This is a genomic window from Acidobacteriota bacterium, from assembly GCA_020853395.1.
Classification (GTDB): Bacteria; Acidobacteriota; Vicinamibacteria; order Vicinamibacterales; family SCN-69-37; genus JADYYY01.
Genome location: JADYYY010000005.1, coordinates 37,277 through 61,110 on the forward strand (window position 1 = coordinate 37,277; position 23,834 = coordinate 61,110).

At 70.3% G+C, this 23,834-nt stretch carries 18 protein-coding genes, 1 tRNA gene and 1 pseudogene; 8 read left to right on the top strand and 12 right to left on the bottom strand.

The window, feature by feature from the left end:
• Positions 1-6: 6 nt before the first annotated feature.
• Both IT184_04355 and IT184_04360 read right to left on the bottom strand, forming a co-directional pair.
• Entirely contained in the window at positions 7-1,569 is a 1,563-nt protein-coding gene (locus IT184_04355; GenBank protein ID MCC7008026.1) for an AAA family ATPase, read from the bottom strand.
• Positions 1,570-2,482: 913 nt separating this feature from the next.
• On the bottom strand, positions 2,483-3,595 hold the full coding sequence (locus IT184_04360; protein MCC7008027.1) for a hypothetical protein: 1,113 nt from the start codon (positions 3,593-3,595) through the stop codon (positions 2,483-2,485).
• 213 nt (positions 3,596-3,808) lie between these two features.
• Between IT184_04360 and IT184_04365 the strand changes: the two are divergent.
• A pseudogene (locus IT184_04365) lies at positions 3,809-4,201 on the top strand (zinc ribbon domain-containing protein).
• 556 nt (positions 4,202-4,757) lie between these two features.
• Here the strand turns inward: IT184_04365 and IT184_04370 are convergent.
• Positions 4,758-4,834, bottom strand: a tRNA-Arg gene (locus IT184_04370).
• A gap of 71 nt (positions 4,835-4,905) precedes the next feature.
• On the opposite strand from IT184_04370, the gene IT184_04375 reads away from it, so the two are divergent.
• The 3 genes from IT184_04375 to IT184_04385 are packed head-to-tail and all read left to right on the top strand — an operon-like array spanning position 4,906 to position 7,734.
• Entirely contained in the window at positions 4,906-6,009 is a 1,104-nt protein-coding gene (locus IT184_04375) for a 3-deoxy-7-phosphoheptulonate synthase (GenBank protein ID MCC7008028.1), read from the top strand.
• Positions 6,009-6,512: a MogA/MoaB family molybdenum cofactor biosynthesis protein gene (locus IT184_04380; protein ID MCC7008029.1), complete on the top strand. Its 504-nt coding sequence runs from the start codon at positions 6,009-6,011 to the stop codon at positions 6,510-6,512. Before IT184_04375 ends, IT184_04380 begins: the two co-directional genes overlap by 1 nt.
• Before the next feature lies 1 nt (position 6,513).
• On the top strand, positions 6,514-7,734 hold the full coding sequence (locus tag IT184_04385; protein MCC7008030.1) for a molybdenum cofactor biosynthesis protein: 1,221 nt from the start codon (positions 6,514-6,516) through the stop codon (positions 7,732-7,734).
• 34 nt (positions 7,735-7,768) lie between these two features.
• Here the strand turns inward: IT184_04385 and IT184_04390 are convergent, their stop codons facing one another.
• Complete coding sequence (locus tag IT184_04390) at positions 7,769-8,368, bottom strand: superoxide dismutase (GenBank protein MCC7008031.1); 600 nt, start codon at positions 8,366-8,368, stop codon at positions 7,769-7,771.
• Positions 8,369-8,407: 39 nt separating this feature from the next.
• Positions 8,408-9,538 carry an aminofutalosine synthase MqnE gene (gene mqnE / locus IT184_04395; GenBank protein MCC7008032.1) on the bottom strand — a complete coding sequence of 377 codons (1,131 nt, stop codon included), beginning with the start codon at positions 9,536-9,538 and terminating at the stop codon, positions 8,408-8,410.
• A gap of 137 nt (positions 9,539-9,675) precedes the next feature.
• Here mqnE and IT184_04400 point away from each other — a divergent pair, with 137 nt between their 5' ends.
• Genes IT184_04400 through IT184_04410 form a run of 3 tightly spaced genes read left to right on the top strand, consistent with a single transcriptional unit; the run spans position 9,676 to position 12,319 of the window.
• A complete protein-coding gene (locus IT184_04400) occupies positions 9,676-10,455 on the top strand; it encodes an ABC transporter ATP-binding protein (protein ID MCC7008033.1) in 780 nt (259 codons plus the stop codon).
• A gap of 56 nt (positions 10,456-10,511) precedes the next feature.
• Positions 10,512-11,453: an iron ABC transporter permease gene (locus IT184_04405; protein MCC7008034.1), complete on the top strand. Its 942-nt coding sequence runs from the start codon at positions 10,512-10,514 to the stop codon at positions 11,451-11,453.
• Positions 11,450-12,319 carry an ABC transporter substrate-binding protein gene (locus tag IT184_04410; GenBank protein MCC7008035.1) on the top strand — a complete coding sequence of 290 codons (870 nt, stop codon included), beginning with the start codon at positions 11,450-11,452 and terminating at the stop codon, positions 12,317-12,319. The genes IT184_04405 and IT184_04410 overlap by 4 nt, the downstream gene beginning before the upstream one ends.
• 10 nt (positions 12,320-12,329) lie before the next feature.
• On the opposite strand, the gene IT184_04415 is transcribed toward IT184_04410, so the two are convergent.
• The 5 genes from IT184_04415 to IT184_04435 all read right to left on the bottom strand — a co-directional run bounded on the left by IT184_04415 (position 12,330) and on the right by IT184_04435 (position 19,244).
• Positions 12,330-13,190 (bottom strand): ABC transporter substrate-binding protein, encoded by an 861-nt coding sequence (locus IT184_04415; GenBank protein MCC7008036.1) that lies wholly within the window; start codon positions 13,188-13,190, stop codon positions 12,330-12,332.
• A 96-nt stretch (positions 13,191-13,286) separates the two neighbouring features.
• Positions 13,287-16,004, bottom strand: coding sequence for a trehalose-6-phosphate synthase (locus IT184_04420; GenBank protein MCC7008037.1), 2,718 nt, complete (start codon positions 16,002-16,004; stop codon positions 13,287-13,289).
• Positions 16,001-17,191, bottom strand: a complete 1,191-nt coding sequence (locus IT184_04425) for a hypothetical protein (GenBank protein ID MCC7008038.1) — start codon at positions 17,189-17,191, stop codon at positions 16,001-16,003. The genes IT184_04420 and IT184_04425 overlap by 4 nt, the downstream gene beginning before the upstream one ends.
• A complete protein-coding gene (locus IT184_04430) occupies positions 17,188-17,961 on the bottom strand; it encodes a hypothetical protein (GenBank protein ID MCC7008039.1) in 774 nt (257 codons plus the stop codon). The genes IT184_04425 and IT184_04430 overlap by 4 nt, the downstream gene beginning before the upstream one ends.
• A 140-nt stretch (positions 17,962-18,101) precedes the next feature.
• Positions 18,102-19,244: a cysteine desulfurase gene (locus IT184_04435; GenBank protein ID MCC7008040.1), complete on the bottom strand. Its 1,143-nt coding sequence runs from the start codon at positions 19,242-19,244 to the stop codon at positions 18,102-18,104.
• Positions 19,245-19,275: 31 nt separating this feature from the next.
• Between IT184_04435 and treS the strand changes: the two genes are divergently transcribed.
• Complete coding sequence (gene treS, locus IT184_04440; protein ID MCC7008041.1) at positions 19,276-22,689, top strand: maltose alpha-D-glucosyltransferase; 3,414 nt, start codon at positions 19,276-19,278, stop codon at positions 22,687-22,689.
• A 201-nt stretch (positions 22,690-22,890) separates the two neighbouring features.
• Here the strand turns inward: treS and IT184_04445 are convergent, their stop codons facing one another.
• Together IT184_04445 and IT184_04450 are read right to left on the bottom strand one after the other, a co-directional pair.
• Positions 22,891-23,343 carry an SUF system NifU family Fe-S cluster assembly protein gene (locus IT184_04445; GenBank protein MCC7008042.1) on the bottom strand — a complete coding sequence of 151 codons (453 nt, stop codon included), beginning with the start codon at positions 23,341-23,343 and terminating at the stop codon, positions 22,891-22,893.
• A gap of 8 nt (positions 23,344-23,351) precedes the next feature.
• Positions 23,352-23,834 (bottom strand): DUF59 domain-containing protein, encoded by a 483-nt coding sequence (locus tag IT184_04450; protein ID MCC7008043.1) that lies wholly within the window; start codon positions 23,832-23,834, stop codon positions 23,352-23,354.

Here is a 23,834-nt window from a genome sequence, read left to right on the forward strand (position 1 = left end):
CGCCGCTCAGGGCTCGGACGCCCGCGGCGTGCCGAGGCGCGCGCGGATCGGATCGGCAGCGCGCCTGGCGACGTCCGGGAGGTTCGACGACGAGTCGATCCGCGTCCAGGCGATGGCGCCAGCACCGGTGTCCACCTGCCGGCGGATGACGTCCGCGGTGGCATCCGATGGATCCGGCCCTCGGCGCGCCGCGCGCTCGACCAGCGTCGATTCGGGCGCCTCGAGCCAGATGCCGACGAACGGCACACCCGCCGACGCCGCCACCTCCTCGATTCGGCGCCGATCCTCGGCCTTCGCGAACACCGCGTCGGCGATGACCGCGTGCCCTGCGCCGAGCAGCGCGCGAGCGCGCTCGGCGATCGTCTCGTACACGCGCGCCGAGACGTCCGCGCCGTAGCCCTCCGCCTCCAGGCGCGTGAGCGGCGAGACGCCGAGCAGCCGCTTGCGGATCTCGTCGCTGCGGAGCACGACCGCGCCAGGGACGCGCCCGACGTCCGGCCCGAGCTGCAGCGCGACGGTGGACTTGCCCGATCCGGAGAACCCGCCGATGGCCACGAGGACTGGCGCGGGCGCGCGGATCAGGTCGACCGCCATCCGCAGGTACGCGCGCGACAGCGTCCGATATCGCGCGGCTTCCGCGGGATCGGTCTGCAGACGCGCGGAGGAAGCGCTGGTCTTCGCGCGCACCGCCGCGCGGCACGAGAGGAACAACGGCAGCAGCGCAGTGCCGGCGAGGTCGCCGGCCGCCGCCAGGTACTCGTTGAGCACCGCGTGCGCCTGAGACCTGAGGTTCGCCCGCCAGAGATCCATGAGCAGGAACGCGAGGTCGTACCAGACGTCGATGCACGCGATCTCGTCGTTGAACTCGATGGCGTCGAACAGCGTCGGCTCGCCGGCGTAGATCACGATGTTGCGCAGGTGCAGGTCGCCGTGGCACTGGCGGACGAACCCGTTCGCGCGCCGATCGTCGAGCAGCGATTGGCGGCGGTCCAGTTCGGATCGCGCGGCCTGCGTCAAGACGTCGGCCTCGGCGGGCTCCAGAATCCCGTGCCCCTCCTCGGCGAACCCGCGCGCGTTGCCGTCGACGACCCAGCGCATGCCGGCGGCGCCGCCGTGATCGCGACGCGGCTCGGCGACCGCGTGGAACCGTGCGATCGCGACGGCAAGACGCCGCGCCAGGGCCACGTCGAGCGCGCCACGGCCGGCGAGCCGATCGACGAGCTGGTCCTGGTCGAATCGGCGCATCTCGACCAGCCAGTCCACGGGGCGGCCGGCGCCGTTGAGGGCCAACCGCCCGTCCGCTTCGAGGGTGACGGCGGCGACGCCCAGATAGAGATCCGGCGCGGTGCGCCGATTGACGCGCACTTCGGCGTCGCACATCGCCTTGCGCCGCTCGACCGTCGAGAAGTCCAGGTAGTCGTACTCGACCGCGCGCTTGAGCTTCCAGGCCCGATCGCGGGCCAGCACGACCACGGACGCGTGCGTGTCGATCCGCTCGACCGCCGCGCCGCCGTGGGTGCCGGGAGCGCTCAGGAAATCGATGACGTTGCGCTGGTCTTCGACGAGCATCGGGTCAACTTGCGGCTAGGGGATCGGGACATGGTCCCGGGTCCGGGGTCCCGGGTCCTGGGTTCGCGCGACTCGGTCCGATGGTCCAGGGTCCCGGGTCCTGGGTTCGCGCGACTCGGTCCGATGGTCCGGGGTCCCGGGTCCTGAGTTCGCGCGACTCGGTCCGATGGTCCGGGGTCCCGGGTCCTGGGTTCGCGCGACTCGGTCCGATGGTCCGGGGTCCCGGGTCCTGAGTTCGCGCGACTCGTCCGATGGTCCGGGGTGCATCAACGGCTTCCTCTGGTCGCCTTGGTCGTCGTCGCCTGACTTGACGGATCGTTTGGCCTTCTTCGGACGGTCAGCCTTCTGCGATCGCCGCGCATCGTCTGATTCCTTGAATCGGCCTTTCGCAGTGCGCTTCACGTACCGCGCATCTCCCTTCGGCTCGATCAACTCGCGCGTTCCGGCACTGCGCTTCTTCGCCACGTTCGCTCCACGACGAGGGGTGTTCTCAGTTTATCGACACGCGGAGCCCGCAGCGCGACGAACGCGACAACAGCGCCGCGGAAATGACGAACGCGACAGTGCCTTGGAAATGGAGTTGGGCACGGCTGATTGTGCACGCGCGAGCACGGGAACACCACGGCGCAAGAAACGCGACAGGAGGCCGCGGAAACGGAATCGGGTCGCGGCCGACTCTGAGCGAACGAGCGACGCGAGTGAGAGTCCCTTCACCGTGGTCGGGCGCGTTGCACAACGCGCGAGCAAGGCGAGCGCGCCGCCGGAGCGGAGCGCAGCCGGAAGGCAAGCGAGCGACGGCGATAGGGGGTCCGGCGGGACGAAGTCCCCCGGAAAAGAAAGAAAAATCAAATGCGCCCTGCTGCGTTGGCGCATTTTACCGTAACCGGGATGGTGACGTAGCGGGAGCTGTCCTTCATCGGCCGGTATCGGAGTCGGGGATCGGAGTGTTGATTGCCAAGGAAAGCCCGCGATCCGGGTGCTCCTTCTTCAGCCGCTCAGCCTCCGCGTGTGACACGGGGTGCAAGACCTGGAGCGGCCCATCACTATCAGGGACGACAACCAGCGGATACCGGCCCTTGAAGAACACGTCCGGGCAAACCGCCAATCGCTTGTGATAGACCACGGCACGCGGTCCCGCAAACGCATGGTGTTCCCCAAAGTCGACTCGGCCGAAGAGCTCCATCTTCGCGCCCTCCAGGGTATCCGTGGGCAGATCTTGATAGAAGTGCGGCCGGTCTGCTGGCGGAAACAACACCACTCGTTCCTCAATGCCCGCAAAGAGCGCCATTGCCCCGTTGATCGTACCAAACCCGATCCATGGCACTGCGGAACGTTGCGGAACCGCACCGCTGAATGATCTTGGCAAGACAGTCAACGTTTCGGTCCGAATCTGCTCGCGCACGACGTCCAAGTGCTTCTGCAGCGCCCACGAATATCCCAACGCCCTGAACCAGAGCAGGTATCCGGCTGTCAGAAACCCAAGCGTGACCAGATCCTTATGCTCGACGACGGGTGGCATCGGCAGCGTGACGGTAACAGACGGGCCGATCAAATCCGCTGGGTCCTGCGACAAGACTCTTGGACGCCTTGCGATTTTCGCCAGCGCGGCACGTCCCTCTGGCGAAGTGCGCCACTCGTGGACCAGTAGTTCGATCGTGCCCTTATCCGAGACTCCGAATGTTCCGCCAACGCGAACTCCGTTGATATGGAAGTGCCCGCGCTGCTCCTTGATGTGCAACGGCGTCACGTCGTCCTGGCGAAACAGGCGAATGTATTCACCGAACCACCTGTCGCGCCTTGTGCCAAAACCACTGTTGCAGGTTCGGCACAATAACGTGACGAGTCTGCCTCCGACTGCGTTCGGGATGATGTGGGCTTCTGTGATAGACCGCTCGTCCATCAAGGCCGACCATTTCAAACAGGTCGGGCAAAGAAACTGATCGACCCGCTCCGGGTAGAACAGGGCCGCGCTCTGGGCCATCCTCCTGGCCGCCTGCGCTCGTCGCTGTCCGGTTCTCGATGCCATCGCCTCTCTCAGTAGGCGAAAATAACACGAATCGGCCTAGTCGCTGGCCTGGCTGGCCGATAATCCTGCCGTGGCCAAGCGTCCGAGCCGAACGCCGCTGACCGCCGACGAACGTGACGGCATCGTGCTGGCCGTGAACTCGGCCTTCCGCAAGCTGAAGAATCTGTACGACAAGATCCTGCCCATCTTCGACAGCTACGGCTTTCGCGCGCCATCGGCCGGCGTGGTGGCCCGCGACTTATCCGAGAAGATCGAGGCCGAGATCGTTCGGCACTGCGCCACGTTCGAGCGCGGCAACGGACACTGCGACCTCGCCCGACTGGGCCGGGACTGGGAGGTGAAGATCTGCAAGGACTCCGGCCTCACGATCAACCAGTCGAAGGTCATCGCAGGCGAGAGCTACATCGTGATCAACTACAAGGCGAACTGGCTGGACTCGCCACGTGCGGCGAGTGCGGCGGCGGCATCGTGGTCGAGCAGAGCAATAATCGCAAGGGCCGATATGCCTACTACATCTGCCATCGGCGTCGGCATCACACGACGGCCTGCACCAACACAATGCGAGTGCGAGTCCCTGACACGAACGAGGCCATCCTCCAGGCGCTCGAAGAGCATGCGCTCACGCCGGAGGCCATCGAGCATGTGATTCGGCTGTCCGAGCGAGACGATCTCGCCGACCGCCGGAAGCTCCTCGACGCAGAACGCAAGGACATCGAGAAGCGCATCGCGCGCCTCGTCGATGCCATCGCCGACGGCAGCGAGGCGACGGCTCTGGTGGCCAAGGTCCGCGAACTCGAAGCCAGCAAGCGGGCCATCGGGCAGGAATTGGCCAATCTGCACCCGCTGCCCCGGCTCGCGCCGGAGGTCGTCGAAGGACGACTGGCGGAGTGGCGCACGTTGCTCCGGGGCTCCACCACGCAGAGCCGGGCTGTGCTTCAGCGAGTGCTGGCTGGCCGCATCACGTTCACGCCACGGGCCGACGCCGAGGGATACGACTTTTCGGCCCCGACGCGGTTCGACCGGCTCTTCACCGGCGTGCTAGCACCCCGGCCCGCGTGGCTGCCGGAGGGCGACAGCCGGGGCACCGGGCACATTGGCCCGGCGGACACGTTTGATGCGGATTACGGCCGTTTGCTCGAACGAGCGTTCAACGGTAAAGGGGTGGTGCGCCCTGCACGACTCGAACGTGCGACCTCCTGGTTCGTAGCCAGACGCTCTATCCAACTGAGCTAAGGGCGCGTAACCGAGCAAGTATATCAGCCTCGCGGTCACCCGGCAGACAGGGCCTCCCGTCGGCTAGGATCATGAGGTTGACCGAGATGCTCCTCCGCACCGACGACCTTCGCATCCGCCAGTTGCGCGCGGTAATCCCGCCGGCCGTGCTCATGGAAGCGCTGCCGATCTCCGAGCCGGTCGCCGACCTCGTGACCCGGGCCCGCGCCGGGATCGCACGCGTGGTCACCGGCCGCGATTCCCGCCTCCTCGTCGTCGTCGGCCCCTGTTCGATTCACGACCCGGCGGCCGGCGTGGAGTACGCGCGCCGGCTGGCGGCCCGCGCGGCCGCGCTTCGCGACGACCTGCTGATCGTGATGCGGGTGTACTTCGAGAAGCCCAGGACCACGGTCGGATGGAAGGGCCTGATCAACGACCCTCATCTCGACGCGACGTTCGCCATCAACGACGGGCTGCGGATCGCCCGGGAGTTCCTGCTGGACGTGAACGCGCTCGGCCTGCCGGCGGCCGCCGAGTTCCTCGATCCGATCACGCCGCAGTTCCTGGCCGACCTCGTCTCGTGGGGAGCCATCGGCGCGCGCACGACCGAGAGCCAGGTGCACCGCGAGCTGGCGTCCGGCCTGTCGATGCCGGTGGGGTTCAAGAACGGGACGGACGGCACCGTGCAGGTGGCGATCGACGCCGTGCGGTCGGCCGCGCACCCGCACCAGTTCGTCGGCGTGACGAAGGAAGGCGTGGCCGCGATCCTGGCCACGGGCGGCAACCCGGACTGCCACGTGATCCTGCGCGGCGGCACGCGCGGGCCGAACTACTCGGCGGATCACGTCACGACGATCGCCGGCGAGCTGGCCAGGGCCGCACTGCCGCCGTACCTGATGGTGGACTGCAGCCACGCGAACAGCGGCAAGGATCACCGCCGGCAGCCGGCCGTGCTCCGCGACGTCGCCGGACAGATCCGCGGCGGCACGCAGGCGGTCGCGGGCGTCATGCTCGAGAGCTTCCTCGTGGGCGGATGCCAATCGGTCCGGCCGGGCGCGCCGCTGGTCTTCGGCCAGAGCATCACCGACGCCTGCCTCGACTGGGACACGACGTCGGCGCTGCTCGACGAGCTGGCGGACGCCGTGCGCGCACGCCGATCCGGGGCCGCCGATCGGCTCGAGGCGGCCGCGAACGCACGGTGATGTCGGTCCAGCAACACCGCGCGACGTCGCCCTCGGACGTCACCTGCTTCGTCCTCACGGTCAGCGACTCGCGCACGCTCGACGGCGACCGCAGCGGAGACGCCATCGCGGCGCACCTCGTCGCCGCGGGCCACACGATCGTCGATCGCCGGCTCGTGCGCGACGATCCCGACGAGGTACGGGCCGCCGTCGACGACGCGATCCGTCGAGGCGACGCCAGCGTCGTGATCACGACCGGCGGCACCGGCATCACCAGCCGTGACTCGACGTACGAGGCGCTGACGGCGCGGTTCGACAAGACGCTCGACGGCTTCGGCGAGCTCTTCCGGATGCTGAGCTTCCAGGAGATCGGCGCCGCGGCGATGCTCTCGCGCGCGACGGCCGGGGTCGTCGGTCGAACGGCCGTGTTCATGCTGCCGGGCTCACCGGCAGCGGTCGATCTGGCGATGACGAAGCTCATCGTGCCCGAGCTCGGCCACGTCGTGCGCGAGCTGCGCCGCTGACATGCGACCGGCGCTCTTCTCGCGCGTGTTGTCGTTCGCGGAGGCGCGACGCCTGACGATCGAGGCCGCGACCGCGCAGCCCGTCGGCGGGATCGAGACGCTGCCGCTCGACGTCCTCGACGGCCGCGTCGCGGCCATCGACGTCGTGGCGGCCGACGACGTGCCGGGGTTCGACCGCGCCGCCATGGACGGCTACGCGGTCGTCGCCGAGGACACGCGCGGCGCCACGCCCGAGGCGCCGCGCGCGCTCGCCTGCGTGGGCGCGCTCTACACGGGCGAGTGGCCCGACATCACGCTCACGGCCGGGCGATGCGTGGAGATCGCGACCGGCGCGCCGCTGCCGCCCGGCGCGACGGCCGTCGTCATGGTCGAACAGACGACGCGCGCGGGCGAACAGGTGCTGGTGCACCAGCCCGTGGCGCCCGGCCAGCACGTCGGCCGGCGAGGCGCGGACATGCGCGCCGGGGCGCGCATCATCTCGGCCGGCGACCTGCTCACGCCGGGCCGCGTCGGCGTCGTCGCCGGCGCCGGGCTCACGTCGCTCGCGGTGTACGCGCAGCCGTCGGTCGCCGTGATCTCGACCGGCAACGAGGTCGTGCTCCCCGGCCAGCCGCTCGGTCCGGGCCAGGTCCACAACATCAATCGATTCACGCTCTCCGCGGTGATTCGCCGGCACGGCGGCGTGCCGGTGCCGCTACCGGTGGCCGCCGACTCGATCGAGGCGCTCGATCGCGCGATCGACGGCATCACCGCGCACGACGTGGCCGTGTTCTCCGGCGGCAGCTCGGTGGGACGCCGCGATCTGATGCTCGACGCGCTGCGCGCGCGCGGCGAGATCCTCTATCACGGCATCGCGGTGAAGCCGGGCAAGCCCACGCTGCTCGCGCGCATCGGCCGCACCCTCGTGATGGGCATGCCCGGCTATCCCACGTCGTGCCTGTCGAACGCGTATCTGCTGCTCGTCCCGCTCCTGCGCACGATCGCGCGCCTGCCGGAATGGATTCCGGAGACGCGGCGCGTGCGGCTCGCCGGACGCGCCGTGTCCACGCGCGACCGGCACCAGTTCTACCCAGTACGAATCGTGGGCGATCGCGCCGAGCCCGTGTTCAAGGGCTCGGGCGAGATCACCAGCCTGGCGAACGCGGACGGCTACGTCGAGATCCCCGAAGGCGTCGATGCCGTCGACGCGGGGACCGACGTGACCGTGACCCTGCTGGGCTGAGGCCGGCAGAGACGACGAGCCCGCACGCTTGCCGCTACTTCAGCCTCGCGTTGACCGCATCCCAGTTGATGACGTTCCACCAGGCGGCGAGGTAGTCGGCGCGGCGGTTTTGGTACTTCAGGTAGTAGGCGTGCTCCCACACGTCGACACCCAGGATCGGCGTCTTGCCTTCCATCAGCGGGTTGTCCTGGTTCGCCGTGCTCTCGATGGCCAGCGTGCCGTTGTGATCCACCAGCCAGGCCCAGCCGCTGCCGAACCGGCCGAGGCCGGCCTTGTTCAACTGCTCCTTGAACTTGTCGACGCCGCCGAAGGTGTGCTCGATGACGTCCGCGATCCGTCCGGTGGGCGCGCCGCCCTTGCCGGGCCCCATGATCTGCCAGAACATCGTGTGGTTCACGTGCCCGCCGCCGTTGTTGCGCACGGCGGTCCGGATGTCCTCCGGCACGCTGGACAGCGACTTGATGAGATCCTCGGCGCTCTTGTTCTGCAGCGCCGGGTGCTTCTCGAGCGCCGCGTTCAGGTTCGTGACGTACGCCCCATGGTGCTTGCCGTGGTGGATCTGCATCGTCTGCGCGTCGATGTGCGGCTCGAGCGCGGCGAAATCATAGGGAAGCGGCGGAAGCTGGTGCGACATGTGGACTCCTCGTTGTGAAATGCCGGGATGGCGGATGCATCAGGACATCAACGCCGCCGGGGCAGCAGCAACGACGTTGTAGAGCGTGTCGCGCTCGACCGGCTCGCGGCCGGCGGCGCGGATGAGACGTTGGATCGCCGCCGTGGACATCGCCTCCGGCGTCCGCGATCCGGCCATGTGGTAGATGCGCTCCTCCTGGACGGTGCCGTCGAGATCGTCGGCCCCGTACCAGAGCGCGAGCTGCGCGACGTCGACGCCGGTGGCGATCCAGAACGCCTTGACGTGCGGGATGTTGTCGAGCACGAGCCGGGCCGCGGCGTGCACGCGCAGCGTGTCGGCCGCCGTCGGCGCGGGCAGCTTGCGCATCCGGTTGTTGTCCGGATGGAACGCCAGCGGGATGAACGCCTGGAACCCGCCGGTCTCGTCCTGCAGCGCTCGCGCGCGCAGCATGTGATCGACGCGCTCCTCGTCGGTCTCGATGTGGCCGTACAGCATCGTGACGTTCGATCGCATGCCGAGGCCGTGTGCCGTCCGGTGGATGTCGAGGTACCGCGCGGCGTCGGCCTTGTCGGGCGCGATCCTGCGCCGCACCCGCTCGGCGAAGATCTCGGCGCCACCGCCCGGCAGCGAGTCGAGCCCGGCCGCCATCAGCTCACGCAGGACGCGCTCGTCGGTCATCCCGTAGAGATCCGCGAAGAACGCGATCTCGACGGCGGTGAAGCACTTCAGGTGAATCGACGGCCGGATCGCCTTCAGCCCGCGGAGCAGATCGGTGTAGTAGCTGAACGGCAGATCCGGGTGCAGCCCGTTCACCACGTGCACCTCGGTGAGCGGCTGATCCGCGCGCTGGCGCAGCTTGTCGAGGACCTGCTCCAGCGACATCGTGTAGGCTTCGCGGTCGCCGGGCTTCAGGCGCGCGAACGAGCAGAAGAGACAGCTCGCCACGCAGACGTTGGTCGCCTCGAGCCGCAGGTTGAAGTTGTAGTACGTGCGCGCGCCGTGGCGCCGTTCCCGCTCGCGGTTGGCGAGCCAGCCGACGGCGTGCAGATCGGGACACCGGAAGAGCCGGACGCCGTCCTCGAACGACAGCCGCTCTCCGGCGTCGAGCTTCGCGGCGATGTCGGACAACCCGAGGGACTGCAGGCGTGTCTGCACGAAAATCCTCGATATTTTGACATGCTATACTCCGGGCCGACAACCAGCGCTCACCCGCCCGTGGCGCCGGCACGTGCCCGGCCAGACGCAACGCCGCCACCGCAACCGTGCTGCTCGACGCTCGAGATCTCCATTTCGCGTACCGTTCGGACGTGACCGCTCGAGCCGCGGCACCGGACGGCCACGCCGCCGAGACGATCGCCGGCATCTCGTTGTCCGTTCCTGCCGGGGCGATCGTCGCCGTGCTCGGGCCCAACGGCTCCGGGAAGACGACGCTGATCCGGCTGCTCTCTGGCGCGCTCGCGCCGCGCTCCGGCGAGATCGCGATCGACGGCCAGCCGCTCGCGCGCTTCTCCCGCGCCGCGCTCGCCCGCCGCGTGGCCGTCGTCCCGCAGGAGACGCATCTCGCCTTCGACTACACGGTGCTCGAGATCGTGCTCATGGGCCGCTATCCGCGGCTGCGCGCCTTCCAGATCGAACGGCCCGAGGACATCGCGTCGGCGCTCGGCGCGCTCGCGGCGACGGGCACGCGGCCGCTCGCCGATCGGGCCTTCCCGACGCTCAGCGGCGGCGAGAAGCAGCGCGTGATCATCGCGTCGGCGCTCGCGCAGCTCGACAACGCGCAGCCGGGCGGCGCGGCGGCCACGGATCCGCCGGCGCTCCTCTTCCTCGACGAGCCCACCGCCTCGCTCGACCTGCGCTACCAGCTCGAGCTCGCCGGCCTGCTGACGGACCTCAACCGCCGCCGCGGCCTGACGATGCTGCTGTCGACGCACGATCTGGGGCTCGCTCGATCCATCGCGACGCACGCCGTGCTCTTGGCGCGCGGACGCGTTCTCGCCGAGGGGCCGCCTGCCGCGGTGCTGACGGCCGACCTGGTCGGCCGGCTGTACGACCTCGATCCGGCGCTCGTCGCGCCGGCGCTGCGATGATCGCCCGCTCGCCCGTCGCTCGCGGCCTACCGGTCGTCGCGGCCTGCGCCGCCGGGATGGCGGCGGCCGTGCTGGCCGCGCCGTTCATCGGCTCGGCGCCGCTGTCGTTCTCCCGCGTGTTCGACTCGACGCGGCCGTTCGCCGACAACGTCGACGCGCAGATCTTCTTCCTCGCGCGCCTGCCCCGCGCGCTCGCGGCGGCCGTGGTCGGCGCGACGCTGGCGGCGGCCGGCGTGGTGTTCCAGGGCCTGCTGCAGAACCCGCTCGCCACGCCGTACACGCTCGGCATCTCGGCCGGCGCGTCGCTCGGCGCGATGATCGCGATCTCGTTCGGCACCGCGCTTCCCCTCTTCGGCGTCGCCGGCGCGAGCCTCGCCGGCGCGCTCGTCGCGGTGCTCGTCGTCTACGCGCTCGCGAGCGCCCGGCACCGCGGCATCTCCACGACGGTGCTGCTGCTCTCGGGCGTCACGCTCAACGCGTTCTTCTCGGCGCTCATCCTCTTCGTGCAGTACATCAGCGGCTTCAACGAGACGTACCGCGCGCTGCGCTGGCTGATGGGCGATCTCGACGTCGGAAGCTACGAGCCCATCCTCGCCGCGCTCCCGCTCGTCGCCCTCTCGTTCGCCGCCTTCGCCTGGCTCGCGCGGCCGCTGAATCTGCTGAGCCTCGGCCGCGACGCCGCCGGCTTCCGCGGACTCGACGTGACCAGAGCGCAACGCGTGGCGTTCTTCAGCGGATCGCTCGCCACCGGCGCGGCGGTCTCGGTCGGCGGCCCGATCGGGTTCGTCGGCATCATCGTGCCGCACCTCGTGCGGCTGCTCGTCGGCGCGGATCATCGGCTCGTCCTGCCCGCCTCCGCCTGCTTCGGCGCGGCGTTCCTCGTGCTGTGCGACGCGCTCGCTCGCACGGTGCTCGCGCCGATGGAGCTGCCGGTCGGCATCATCACCGCTCTACTCGGCGGCCCCTACTTCCTGTGGCTGCTGCTCCGCCGCCGATGACGAGGGGCGCGCGACGCGTGCTGCTCGCCGCCGCGGTGTTGATGCTCGCGGCGTCGATCCGTGCCGGCGCGCAGCCAGCGCGGACCGCGCCGTCTCGAATCATCAGCATCGTGCCGGCCGTCACCGAGATGCTCTTCGCGATCGGAGCGGGCGATCGGGTGGTCGGCGTCTCCAGCTTCGATACGTACCCTCCGGAGGCCACGACGCGCCCGAGAGTCGGCGCCCTCGTGGATCCCGACTTCGAGCGCATCGTCCTGTTCCGTCCCGATCTCGTCGTCACCTATGCCTCCCAGACCGAGCTGATGGCGCGGCTCGCGCGTGTCGGCATCGCGGTGTTCGAGTACCGGCACAGCGGGCTGGCGGACGTGACGGCGACGATCCGGCAGATCGGCGCGCGGGCTGGTTCGGCTGAGGCGGCCGATCGGCTGGCGACACGGATCGAGGCGGATCTGGATCGGATCCGGCGCACGGCCGCGAGCCGGCCCAAGCGGCGGACGGCCCTGCTGTTCGGCCGCGAACCCGGAACGCTGCGAAGCCTGTACGCCAGCGGCGGCGTGGGCTTTCTGCACGATCTGCTGGAGCTGGCGGGCGGGATCGACGTCTTCGCCGACGTGCGCCGGGAGAACCTCCAGGTGTCGACCGAAACCCTGCTGCAGCGTGCGCCGGACGTCATCGTGGAGATCCACCCGTCCGCCGGCTGGGATGCGCAGAGGATTGCGCGGGAGCGCGGCGTGTGGCGTCAACTGCCGGCGCTGCCGGCGGTGCGGACCGGACGCGTCCACATCATCGCGGACGATCGGCTCGTGATTCCCGGTCCGCGGGTGGCCGAGAGCGCGCAGCTCATCGCCGACGCGCTGGCCAGATAGCGGGCGCGGCTCAGCGCTGCGCCGATCGATCGCCGACGAACTCGATCGGCACGCGGTTCGGGATCAGCCCCTGCTCGAACGCCTCACCGAAGAAGCGCTCGAGGGCGGCGCGGCCGCGCTCGCCGTAGTCGAGCGTGAGCTGGTTCACGTACATGCCGACGAACCTGTCGGTCGATTGCCGATCGAGGCCCCGGCCGTACTGCTGCGCGTACGCGACGGCGTCGGCGCGATGGCTGAGCGCGTGCGCGATGCTGTCGTGCAGCATTCTCGACACACGGACCATCGTCTCGTCGCCCAGATCGCGGCGAATGACGTTGCCGCCGAGCGGCAGCGGCAGGCCGTTGGTCCGCTCGAACCACCACTCCCCCAGATCGATGACCTTGTGCAGGCCCTCCTGCACGTACGTCAACTGGCCTTCGTGAATCAGCAGGCCGGCGTCCACCGTGCCGTCGAGCACGGCGCGATCGATCCGATCGAACGGCACGACGACGGCTTCGAAGGTGCGGTCGTACAACTGGAGCGTGAGAAACGCGGACGTGAGCCGGCCGGGCACCGCGATCCGGAGGCCGCGGAGCGGCACGCGGCCGCCCGATGGCGCGATCGGCCGGCTGGCCACGAGGATCGGGCCGTACTGGTCGCCCATGCTGGCGCCGTGGGGCAGCAGCGCGTACCGGTCGACGAGATGCGCGTACGCGTGGAACGAGACCGCCGTCACTTCGTAGCGGCCTTCGAACGCCGCGCGGTTCAGGGTCTCGATATCGGCAAGGACCTGATCGACCTCGATGCCCTCGACCTGGACGGCACCCGACGCCAGGCCGTAGAACATGAACGCGTCGTCGGAGTCCGGACTGTGAGCGACGGTGATCTTCATAGGCCCCGATAGTCTACATGGGCAGCCGGCGACGCCTCGCCGGCCGCGTGCCTGCGATCGGATCGTGCGGCCCGGCTGGCCGATCGGCCTTGCCCGTCATCCCGCGAGGAACTCGCCGCGACGCTGGCGCTCCAGACGATCGAGGATGTCGGAGGCCCAGGCGAGCACGTTGCGCCCCGACACTCGCCGCCTGAGCGCCTGCATCCTGCGCCGCCGCTCCCACTCCGGCATGTCGATGGCGCGCGCGATCGCTTCGGCGAATCCACGGTCGTCGTAGGGATTGATGAGCAGCGATTCGGCCAGCTCCTCGGAGGCGCCGGCGAGCTCGCTCAGGATGAGCACGCCGCCGAGATCCTCGCGCGCGGCCACGAACTCCTTCGCCACCAGGTTCATCCCGTCGTGCAGCGACGACACGATGCAGAAGTCGGCCAGCCGATAGAGCGCGACCAGATCCGGGAGCTGGAACGCGCGTTTGATGTAGAGGATCGGGCCGGGCCGGCCGGCCGCTCCGAGCTCCCGGTTCACGCGGGCCACCAGCTCGTCGATCTCGGCCGAGATCTCCGCGTAGCCGTGCACGTCGCTCCTGGACGGCACGCCGACCTGGACGAAGACGAACTGCTCGCGCACGTCCGGCCGCTCGCGCAGCACCCGCTCGATCGCGGCGATGCGCTCGGGAATCCCTTTCGTGTAGTCGAGCCGATCGACGCCCACGCCGACCGTGCGGCCCGCCAGGCAGAGCTCCTGCGAGAGCGCCGCCATCCGCGCCGCGAGCGACTCGTCGTCGGCCTGCAGCGCGCTGATGCGCTCGAAGTCGGCGCCGATCGGAATCGCGACGACCCGGACGACGCGGCTGCGGTGGTACACGGCGTCGCCCGAGATCGTGGCGCGCAGATCCTCGTTCACCGCCGACAGGAAGTGCCGCTGATCGCGCGGCAACTGAAACGCGACGAGATCGTTCGCGAGCAGCCCCTCGAGCAATTCGCGGCGCCAGGGACAGATGCGCAGCCGGTCGACGTCCGGCCATGGGATGTGCCAGAACAGCGCGGTCCTCAGCGACGGGCTGCGGCGCCTGAGCGTGAGCGCCGCCAGCGCCAGATGGTAGTCGTTCAGGAACACCGACGCGCCCGGCGGCGCTTCCTCGATCGCCGCTTCGGCGAAGAGACGATTCACCTGCTCGTACGCTTTCCAGTCCTCCTCGCGGAAGACCGGGCGCACGTGCGCTTGATGACAGAGCGGCCACAGCGCGCTGTTGGCGAAGCCCGCGTAGTAGTGCTCCTCCTGGTACGACGTGAACCAGACGCGCTTCAGCGTGTAGGCGGGCGCGTCGGGCGGCACGCGCACGCGGTCGTGCTTGTCCACGACGAGCCGGTCGGCGCTGCCGGCGCCGTGCGCGATCCACACGCCGCCCCGCTCGCGCATCAGCGCGTCGAGCGCCACCGACACGCCTCCGGGCGTCGGCCGCACGACGATCGATCCGTCCTCCGCGCGCTCGTGCATCCAGGGCTCGCGGTTCGACACCACCACGAGCTGGCCGCGCTCGGGGCCGATCTCGCGGGCCTGGACGAGCGTGGCGCGGAAGATGATCGGACCGATGAGCTGGTTGATGGCCACGACCGCGACGATGAGCGCCTGCAGGTTCGCGCTCCAGCCCGGAAGCTCGGTGGACGCGAGCGCCATCAGCCCGAGGCTCGTGCCGGCCGTGGGCACGAGCGCGCGCCACAACAGCGGGACCTCCGGCGCGTCGACGCCGGCCAGCCGCGCGCTGACCCGCGTGGCGGCGCGCATCGCGAGCAGCCGGAAGGCGACGACGGCCGCGGCCGACAGGCCGACGGCGGCGACCGCCTCGACGTGCATCGATGCGCCGCGCACCGCGAAGAACAGCACCAGGGCCGGCATCGCGCCGTGCTCGGCCGCGTCCCGCATGATCTCGCCCGCCGCCGGCCTCACGTTCTGAATGAGAATGCCGGCCGCCAACCCCGCCAGGAACGGCTCGAACCCGAACGGCGCGACCACGCCGGTCAGGCCGAGACAGAGAGCCAGGAACACGACCGTCAGCTCTCTGCCGACGTACATGAGGTAGAGCATGAAGATCGCGCCGGCGATGAGGCCGAAGGCGGCCGCGCCGCCCACCGACCAGATCCCGGCGATCAGCACGTCCGTCATGTGGGCCGACGGCGCCCCGAACATCGCGGGCAGGACGACCTGGTAGGCCGCGAACAAGAGCGCGCCGAGCAACTGCATCAGCACGGTCACCTGCGCCGCGAGCGTGGTGAGCGGCCCGCGCGAGCCGGCTTCGGCGATGACGGCGATCGTGACGGCCGGCGCGGGCGTCGTCACCAAGAGCGCCGTCAGCACGGCGGCCGTGGCGCGCTCGGCGGGGCCGAGATCCGGGAAGATCGGGAACCACGTCCAGATCAGCACGAACCCGAGCACCATCGCGGCCCACGTGGCCAGCATGGTCAGGATGCTCAAGCTGAAGACGCCCCGCCATGTCTCGCGATGCGCCCTGAAGTCGAGGTGCAGCCCGGCGATCACCGAGATCAGCACGAGCGTGAACGCGCTGACCGCCTGGAGATCGCGCGCCGTGGACGCCGTGATGAGGTTCGCGAGCGACGGCCCCGAGACCAGACCGAGTGCGAGGTACCCCGTGATGCGAGGCAGGCGGACGAACTCGCAGAGCCATCCGGCGATCACCGCCGAGAGCAGCGCGATTCCGAGGCCGAGCGTCACCGACGGGCCGACGGGCTCGCCGAACCGGCTGATCAGGATCCAGGCCAGCCCGATCGTGATGGCGAGCGCCGCGACCCGCCTCACGGCTGCGCCACCCGGCGCCAGCGCGGCAGGACGTAGAGCGAGAACAGCTCGAACGCAGCGGTGCCGATGGCGACGGCAGAGAGGAGCGCGTCGCCGGCGGGCGGCGCGAGCAGTTGCCGGAAGTTCAGCGCGAACGCCACCGCCAGCACGCCCGGCGGCATCAGGTAGGCCGCGAGATCCGCCGCCGCCGTATCGACGAACCCCGCCGTGGCCCAGGCGCCGAGCACCTTGCCGACGACGCGAAACAGCAGGTACGGCGTCAGCAGCCACACGGCGGCCGTCGACGGGATCGTCAACGCGCCCGCCGTGACGAGCAGCAGCACGAGCAGCGGATGCTGCACCTTGCGCAGATCGTCGAGAGCGATGCGGTCCACGCGGCCCGGCGCGATGCCCCAGACGAGCCCGGCGACCAGCCCCACCGGCAGCGGCGACACGCCGAGATGCGAGGCCGCGCCGCCGGCCAGGGCGAGCGTGCCCAGCACAAAGACGACGCGCTCCGCACCGGACTCGGCGCGATCGAACAGCAGCCAGCCGATCGCGCCGACCGCGAGCCCGATGAGCGGCGGCGCGATCACGTTCGCCGCGAGGCCGTGCTCCGATCGCCCCGTGAGCGGCACCACCAGCATCGCGATGACCATCGGCAGCGCGTCGTCCAGATCCGCGACGCGCGTCGCGACCGCCGCGGCCTCCTCCGAGTCCGGATCCGCGGACGTCGCCGACGATGCGGACGCAGAGAGGCCGAGCGCCATCGCGATCGCGGCGATCGGCCCGAGGCCCGGCATGCCGGTGGCCCAGACGAAGTACGCCGACGCGAGCGCGACCGACGCGATCGTGATCGCGCTCTCGAGGCTCGCGGCCGCGAACAGCCGCGGCGACGACGGCGCCTGACGCCCGAGCGCGATCCCCGCCGAGACGCCGAGGATCGAGAGGCCGAACGTGACGACCACGTCGAGCACGGGCATCACTTCGGGACCGATCACGCCCGAGACGCGCGGTCCGAGCACCATGCCGAGCGGCAGGAACACGACAGCCGGCGTCAGGCCGGGCGCGAGGCCGAGCGCCGAGCGCGTGCGCAGCAGCGACACCAGCCAGACGAGCAGCGGCGGCTGCGACAGGCCGAGGCGCTGGTCGATGGGATCGCGGCCGCCGATCTCGCGGTCGCTCAGATCGCTCGACCGCGGCGTCATTGCGTCGAGGCTCCGCCGGAGGCGAGCGCTGCGCCGGCCTCCTGCAGCGCCTGGGCGGGAACCAAGGTCGCCGTGCCGGCCGCCGGAATCAGCAGCCCGAGAAAGCGGCCGTCCAGGGAGAACATGGCGTACGCCGTGCCGGCGTCGAGACCCACGAGCGGGCCCAGATCGAGGGCGCCTGGCCAGCGGCCGCCTTCGAGCGGCGCCACGCGTCCGACGTACACGGGCTGCACGGTCGGGCCGCCGCGCATCGCCGCCACGAGCGCGACGTAGGCCATGCCGGTGAACGGCTCCGCCGGCTGAGACGCGGAGGTGTCGAGATTCGGCGGCACGTGCAGCAGTGCGAGCTCACGCGCCTCGTCGGCGGCCAGCACGTGGACGCCCGTGTCGGCGGCGGCGCGTGGATGGAGCCCGCGCGGCACGTGCACGACTGCAAGATCGGGCTTCACGCGAACGGCCGTGGCGAGCTGCGTCTGCACGTCCGCCGGACGCCGGCGCGCAGCCGGTGTTGCCGCGGGCTCCAGCTCGATCGTCAGCATGCGCGGCGAGACCGCCGCCAGAAGCGACGACAGCCGCTGGCCCAGATCGTCGAAGCCGCGCGGGGCGGTCAGGTCGACGAGCGGGACCTGCGTCGGCGCGATGACCGGCAGATCGGCCGCCGGGTAGCGCAGCCGCGCGAGCAGCAGGAGCAGCGCGATCGAGACGGCGACGATGAGCAGGAGGATCCGCGTCTCGCGTCCCTGAGATTCCGGCAGGCCCCTGGTTGGCACGGCACCTCGCGAAGATGGGGGTCAACGTGGTGGCGCCGGCCATGGCCAGCGCGCCGACGACGGAACCGCCGTCTGTCCTGGGGAGGCAGTCGAAGACGACCGGCACGGCCTTCGGCCGCGCGCTCAGGACGAGGCGCCGCTCAGTGCTGCCTGAGGTGACGCACGACCGCCGAGAACTTCGCGATCGTGTCGTCGATCTCGTCGTCCGTCGTGAAACGGCCCAGCCCGAAGCGGATCGCCGCCGAAGGCACGGGCGCGTCGCCCATGATCGCACTGAGCACGTGCGAGGGCAATCCTGAGGCCGACGTGCAGGCCGAGCCCGACGACACGGCGATGTCGCCGATACCGATGAGGAGCGCCTCGCCGTCCACGCCGTCGAAGCTCACGTGCAGATTGTGGGCAAGCCGGTGCTCACGCGACCCGTTGACCGTGACGCCGCCGAGCGCCGCGAGCCCATCGAGCAGGCGATCGCGAAGCCTCGCGAGCCGGCGCGCCTCTGCCGGCATCTCCTCGGCCGCCACCGCGCAGGCGCGGCCCAGGCCGACGATGCCGGGCACGTTCAGCGTGCCCGCACGCAGGCCGTGCTCATGGCCGCCGCCGACGAGCAGCGGGGCGATCGGCACGCGGCGGCGCACGTACAACGCGCCGCAGCCCTTGGGCCCGTACATCTTGTGCGCGGTGAGCGACAGCAGATCGATGCCGTCCGAGGCCACGGCGAGCGGCACTTTCCCGGCAGCCTGCGCCGCGTCGGTGTGCAGCAGCGCGCCGCGTTCGTGGACGATCCGCGCGATCTCGGCCAGCGGCTGCAGCACGCCGATCTCGTTGTTGGCCGCCATGACGCTCACGAGGGCCGTCCGTTCGGTCACGATCCGCGAGAGGGCGTCGAGATCCACGCGGCCGTCGGATCCGACCGGGAGCAGGGTGACGTCCCACCCCTCCCGTCCGAGCTGGGCGGCCACTTCGAGCACGGACTTGTGCTCGATTGCCGACACGGCGAGATGGCGGCGTTCGGCCGGCGCGCGGGCGGCGACGCCGCGGATGGCGAGATTATTGGATTCGGTGGCCCCGCTCGTGAAGATGACGTCGCGCGCCTGGGCGCCCACGACGGCCGCGACCTCGCGCCGCGCCCGCTCGACCGCCTCTTTCGCGCGCCAGCCCCACGCGTGCGTCGAGGACGCCGCGTTCCCGAAGTCGCGCGCGAAGTACGGCAGCATCGCGTCGAGCACGCGCGGATCGACGGGCGTTGTCGCGTGGGCATCGAGGTAGATCGGCGACCGGGTCACACACGTATTATGGCGTTTCGACGAGCCCATCATGGTTGACCCGGTTCACTCCAGGCGCAGCGCGATCGCGGCGAATCGAGCGAGCGGCGCGCTCGCCGACGATCCTCTCTGGTACCGCGACGCGGTCATCTACCAGGTGCACGTGCGCGCATTCCTCGACACGAGCGGCGACGGCGTCGGCGACTTCGCCGGCCTCACGCAGAAGCTCGACTACATCCAGTCGCTGGGCGTGTCGGCGATCTGGCTCTTACCGTTCTACCCGTCGCCGCTCAGGGACGACGGCTACGACATCGCCGACTACGAAGGCGTGCACCCGCAGTACGGCACCCGCCGCGACTTCCTCGCCTTCCTGAACGCCGCGCACGAGCGGGGCCTCCGCGTGATCACCGAGCTCGTGATCAACCACACGTCCGATCAGCACCCGTGGTTCCAGGCGGCGAGACGCGCCCCCGCCGGCAGCTCGAAGCGGAACTTCTACGTGTGGAGCGACACGGACCAGAAGTACGCGAACGTCCCGATCGTCTTCAAGGACACCGAGCCCTCGAACTGGAGCTGGGATCCGGTGGCCGGTCAGTACTACTGGCACCGGTTCTTCCGGCATCAGCCCGACCTGAACTTCGACAACCCCGTCGTCGCGCGCGCCGTCCTGAAGGTCATGCGCTTCTGGCTCGACATGGGCGTCGACGGCATGCGCCTCGACGCCGTGCCGTATCTGGTCGAGCGCGAGGGCACGCAGTGCGCCAACCTGCCGGAAACGCACGCGATCCTCAAGCTCTTCCGCCGGGAGATGGACGCACGCCATCGCAACCGGATGCTCCTCGCCGAAGCCAACCAGTGGCCGTCGGACGTGCGCGCGTACTTCGGCGACGGGGACGAATGCCACATGGCCTTCCACTTCCCGCTGATGCCGCGGCTCTACATGGCCCTGCGGCAGGAGGATCGCCATCCGCTGTCCGAGATCCTCTACCAGATGCCCGATCTGCCCGAGGGCTGCCAGTGGGCCATCTTCCTGCGCAACCACGACGAGCTGACGCTCGAGATGGTGAGCGACGAAGAGCGCGACTACATGTACGAGGCCTACGCGGCGGATCCGATGATGCGGCTGAACGCCGGCATTCGCCGGCGCCTCGCGCCGTTGATGGAGAACAGCCGGCCGCGCATCGAGCTGATGACCGGGCTGCTGCTGTCCATGCCCGGCACGCCGGTCATCTATTACGGCGACGAGCTCGGGATGGGCGACAACGTGTATCTCGGCGACCGCAACGGCGTGCGGACGCCGATGCAGTGGAGCGCCGATCGAAACGGCGGCTTCTCACGCGCGGATCCGGCCAGGCTGTACCTGCCGACGATCATGGATCCGGTGTACGGCTTCCAATCGGTGAACGTCGAGGCGCAGGAGCGATCGTCGCACTCGCTGTTGAACTGGATGCGCCGGATCATCACGCTCCGGCAGCGCCACGTGACGTTCGGGCGCGGCGCGATGGAGCTGCTCCGGCCGGAGAACCGCCGGATCTTCGCGTTCCTCCGGCGCCATCAGGCCGAGGATCCCATCCTCGTCGTCGCCAACCTGTCGCGGACGGTGCAGCCGGTCACGCTCGATCTCTCCTCGCTCGCGGGCCTGTTTCCGATCGAGATGTTCGGCGGCGTGGAGCTGCCGCGGATCGGGACGGCGCTCTACCCGCTCACGCTCGGGCCGCACGGGTTCTACTGGCTGCGGCTCCAGAAGGAGCCGCCGGTCGATCACACGAGCCGGCCGAGGCCCGTTCCGGAACCCGATCCCGACCAGGCGCCGCTGCTCCTCGGCCCGGAGTGGTACCGGATGCTCGACGGCAGCGTGCGCCAGACGCTCGAGCGCCGGCATCTCCGCCGGTTCCTGGCGCGCCAGCCGTGGTTCTTCACGCCAGCCGCGGAGCTGACGGCGATCGCGATCGACGACTGGGGCACGGTGCGTGCCGGCGACGAGCCGGTGCTGATCACCATGGTCTCGGCGATGTTCGGCGACGGCACCACCGCGCGCTACTGCCTGCCGCTCGCCGTCACGGGCGGCAGCCGCGCCGACGACATCCTGCGCGAGTCGCCGGAAGCGGTGCTGGTCCCGGTCGCGGGCGCGCGCAAGGGCGTGCTGCACGCGCGCGTCGACGGCCGGCTCGGCGCGGCGATGCTCGACGTCGTGCTCGGCGATCGCGTCGTGCGGCTGCGGCGCGGCAGCCTGCGCGGCCGGCGCCTGCCGGCCGCCGATCGGCTCGGCGTCCCGACGTCCGCCGATCAGTTGCCATCCGCGCCGCGCGATCAGGAACGGTTCCCCTCCTGCGCGTTCTTCGGCGAGCGGCTGACGATCAAGATCCTCCGCCGCGTCTGGAACGATGCGAGCCCCGAGGGCGAGCTGGAAGGTTTCGTCGCCGTCCATCCGCACTTCCCCCGCGTCCCGACGCCGCTCGCCGTCCTGGAATACGAGGACGACCACGGCCAAACCAGCCAGGCGGCGCTCGCCTTCGAGTTCGTGGCGCACCAGACGACCGCCTGGCGCCACACGCTCGATGAGCTGTCTCGCACCGCCGATCAGGCCGCGACGCACGTCCCGCCCCCGGGCGGGCCCGAGCGCGTCGACACGCTCTGGGCGTGGGCGCTCCCGCCGGACGTCGAGCAGATGGTCGGCGCCTACGCGCGCGTCGCGGCGCGTCTCGGCCAACGCGTCGCGGATCTGCACCGCGCGCTGACGAGCCCGGATGCGCGTGCGGCGTTCGGCAGCGACCGCTGGGACAGCGAGCAGGTCGCGGCGCTCGAAGCCCGCATCCTCGGCCACTGGCAGCGGCTCCTCCGAGACTGGCCCCGCCAAAGCGCACTCCGGGATGGCGCCCGCGCCGCGCTCGCCCGTCTGGAAGCGAAGCAGGAGCTCGTCGCCACGCTCGTGCGCGCCGCGCGCGAGCAGGCGCCGCCGACCGTCGACGTGGCCCGCACCCACGGCAACCTCGACCTCACGCAGGTGCTCATCTACGAAAGCGACGTGTCCTTCATCGGGTTCGAAGGGGACGCGCGCGTTCCGCCGAAGGATCGCCGCCGGCTGCGATCGGTGGTGGAAGACGTCGCCGGCATGGTGTGGTCGATTCAGAATGCCGGCGAACACGCGCTCGCCAGCCGGCGAGCGGGCTCGCCGCAGGACCAGGACCGTGTCGAACGCTGGGTTCGGTGGTGGGTCGCCGGCAGCGTCGGTACGTTCCTGCGGGCCTACGCCGATGCGATGACCGACAGCCCGTTCCTGCCCGCGCCCGCGCCGAGCCGCGTCGCGCTGCTCAGGCTGTTCCTCCTCGAACGGGCGTTTCGCGAGCTGGCCGACGCCGTGACGTCTGCGGGGGGATGGGTGGAGACGCTGGCGGTCAGCGCGAGCCGGCTGATCGAACCGTCCGACAGCTCAGCGTCGCCGCCGTCTCTGCAGATTCCGCAATGAAGCGGAATCGTTTCTGCTGGCGGGTTCCAGGACTTCGAGGTCAGTACATGGCTTCTGGCCTCTCGGCATTTCCGACGAGGCACACCGGCCGGAGATTCGGCCGAAAGACTTGGTCTCCCTGTGAGATCGACGGAGCGCCGGCGCACGCGAGCGCGGCGCGCGCCGCCATCGACTCGGAGCGTTGCCGTGGCTCGAGACGCTCTACTCGGTCGCGACGACCTGATCAGAGGCGGCGAGCGCGGCTTTCAACGTGTGCCAGGGCAGGCTCGCGCACTTGATCCGGATCGGGAACTCCCGCACGCCGCCGAGCACGGTCAGCTTGCCGAGCGACTCGTCGCCGGCGGCCGTGTCGAGCGGCGCGGTGATCATCGCGGTGAACCGCTCGAAGAGGTCGGCGACTTCCGCCACCGTCCGGCCGCGCACGGCCTCGGTCATCAGCGACGCCGACGCGCGCGAGATCGCGCACCCGGCGCCCTCGAACCTGACGTCGGCAATCCGATCGCCGTCCATGCGGAGCGACACGCCGACGCGATCTCCGCAGAGGGGATTGTGCCCGCGAGCCTGCCGATCGGGATGCTCCAGCGCCCCGTAGTTCCTCGGGCGTCGGTTGTGGTCGAGGATGACCTCCTGGTAGAGGTCGGCCAAGTCGGACATGCGATCGCTCAGAAGAAGCCGAGCTGCAGCTTCGCCGCTTCGGACATCCGGTCCTTCGTCCAGGGCGGATCCCAGACGACGTCCACCCAGGCATCGGTCACGCCAGGCAGCGCCTTGATCTTGTAGCGGACCTCGCTCGGCAGTTGCTGCGCCGAGGGGCACGCCGGGCTCGTCAGCGTCATCCGGACGAGCACGCGGCGTTCGGCATCGGCGACGATGTCGTAGATCAACCCCAGCTCGTAGATGTCGACCGGGATCTCCGGGTCGTACACCGTCCGGGTGGCGTCGACGACGAGCGGCTGCAGCTCCGCGGTCACGGCGGCATCCGGCTCGCCGATCTGGAAGCCGGTCGCGGGCGCGGGCGGCGGCTCGGTCAGCGCGCCGACGTCGAGCGCGTCGTCCGCGGCGGCCGGCACCGGGTCTGGCGGCGCCGGCGCTGCCGAAGGCGCCGCGTTCGCCCCCGCGTCTCTGAAGAAGGAGAACAAACCCAT

Excerpts from the sequence above, each read along its gene's own strand:
- IT184_04355 (MCC7008026.1), bottom strand. The coding sequence starts at position 1,569 with ATGCTCGTCGAAGACCAGCGCAACGTCATCGATTTCCTGAGCGCTCCC.
- IT184_04360 (MCC7008027.1), bottom strand. The coding sequence starts at position 3,595 with ATGGCATCGAGAACCGGACAGCGACGAGCGCAGGCGGCCAGGAGGATG.
- IT184_04380 (MCC7008029.1), top strand. The coding sequence starts at position 6,009 with ATGTCGGTCCAGCAACACCGCGCGACGTCGCCCTCGGACGTCACCTGC.
- IT184_04385 (MCC7008030.1), top strand. The coding sequence starts at position 6,514 with ATGCGACCGGCGCTCTTCTCGCGCGTGTTGTCGTTCGCGGAGGCGCGA.
- IT184_04390 (MCC7008031.1), bottom strand. The coding sequence starts at position 8,368 with ATGTCGCACCAGCTTCCGCCGCTTCCCTATGATTTCGCCGCGCTCGAG.
- IT184_04405 (MCC7008034.1), top strand. The coding sequence starts at position 10,512 with ATGGCGGCGGCCGTGCTGGCCGCGCCGTTCATCGGCTCGGCGCCGCTG.
- IT184_04410 (MCC7008035.1), top strand. The coding sequence starts at position 11,450 with ATGACGAGGGGCGCGCGACGCGTGCTGCTCGCCGCCGCGGTGTTGATG.
- IT184_04415 (MCC7008036.1), bottom strand. The coding sequence starts at position 13,190 with ATGAAGATCACCGTCGCTCACAGTCCGGACTCCGACGACGCGTTCATG.
- IT184_04425 (MCC7008038.1), bottom strand. The coding sequence starts at position 17,191 with ATGACGCCGCGGTCGAGCGATCTGAGCGACCGCGAGATCGGCGGCCGC.
- treS (MCC7008041.1), top strand. The coding sequence starts at position 19,276 with ATGGTTGACCCGGTTCACTCCAGGCGCAGCGCGATCGCGGCGAATCGA.
- IT184_04445 (MCC7008042.1), bottom strand. The coding sequence starts at position 23,343 with ATGTCCGACTTGGCCGACCTCTACCAGGAGGTCATCCTCGACCACAAC.
- IT184_04450 (MCC7008043.1), bottom strand. The coding sequence starts at position 23,834 with ATGGGTTTGTTCTCCTTCTTCAGAGACGCGGGGGCGAACGCGGCGCCT.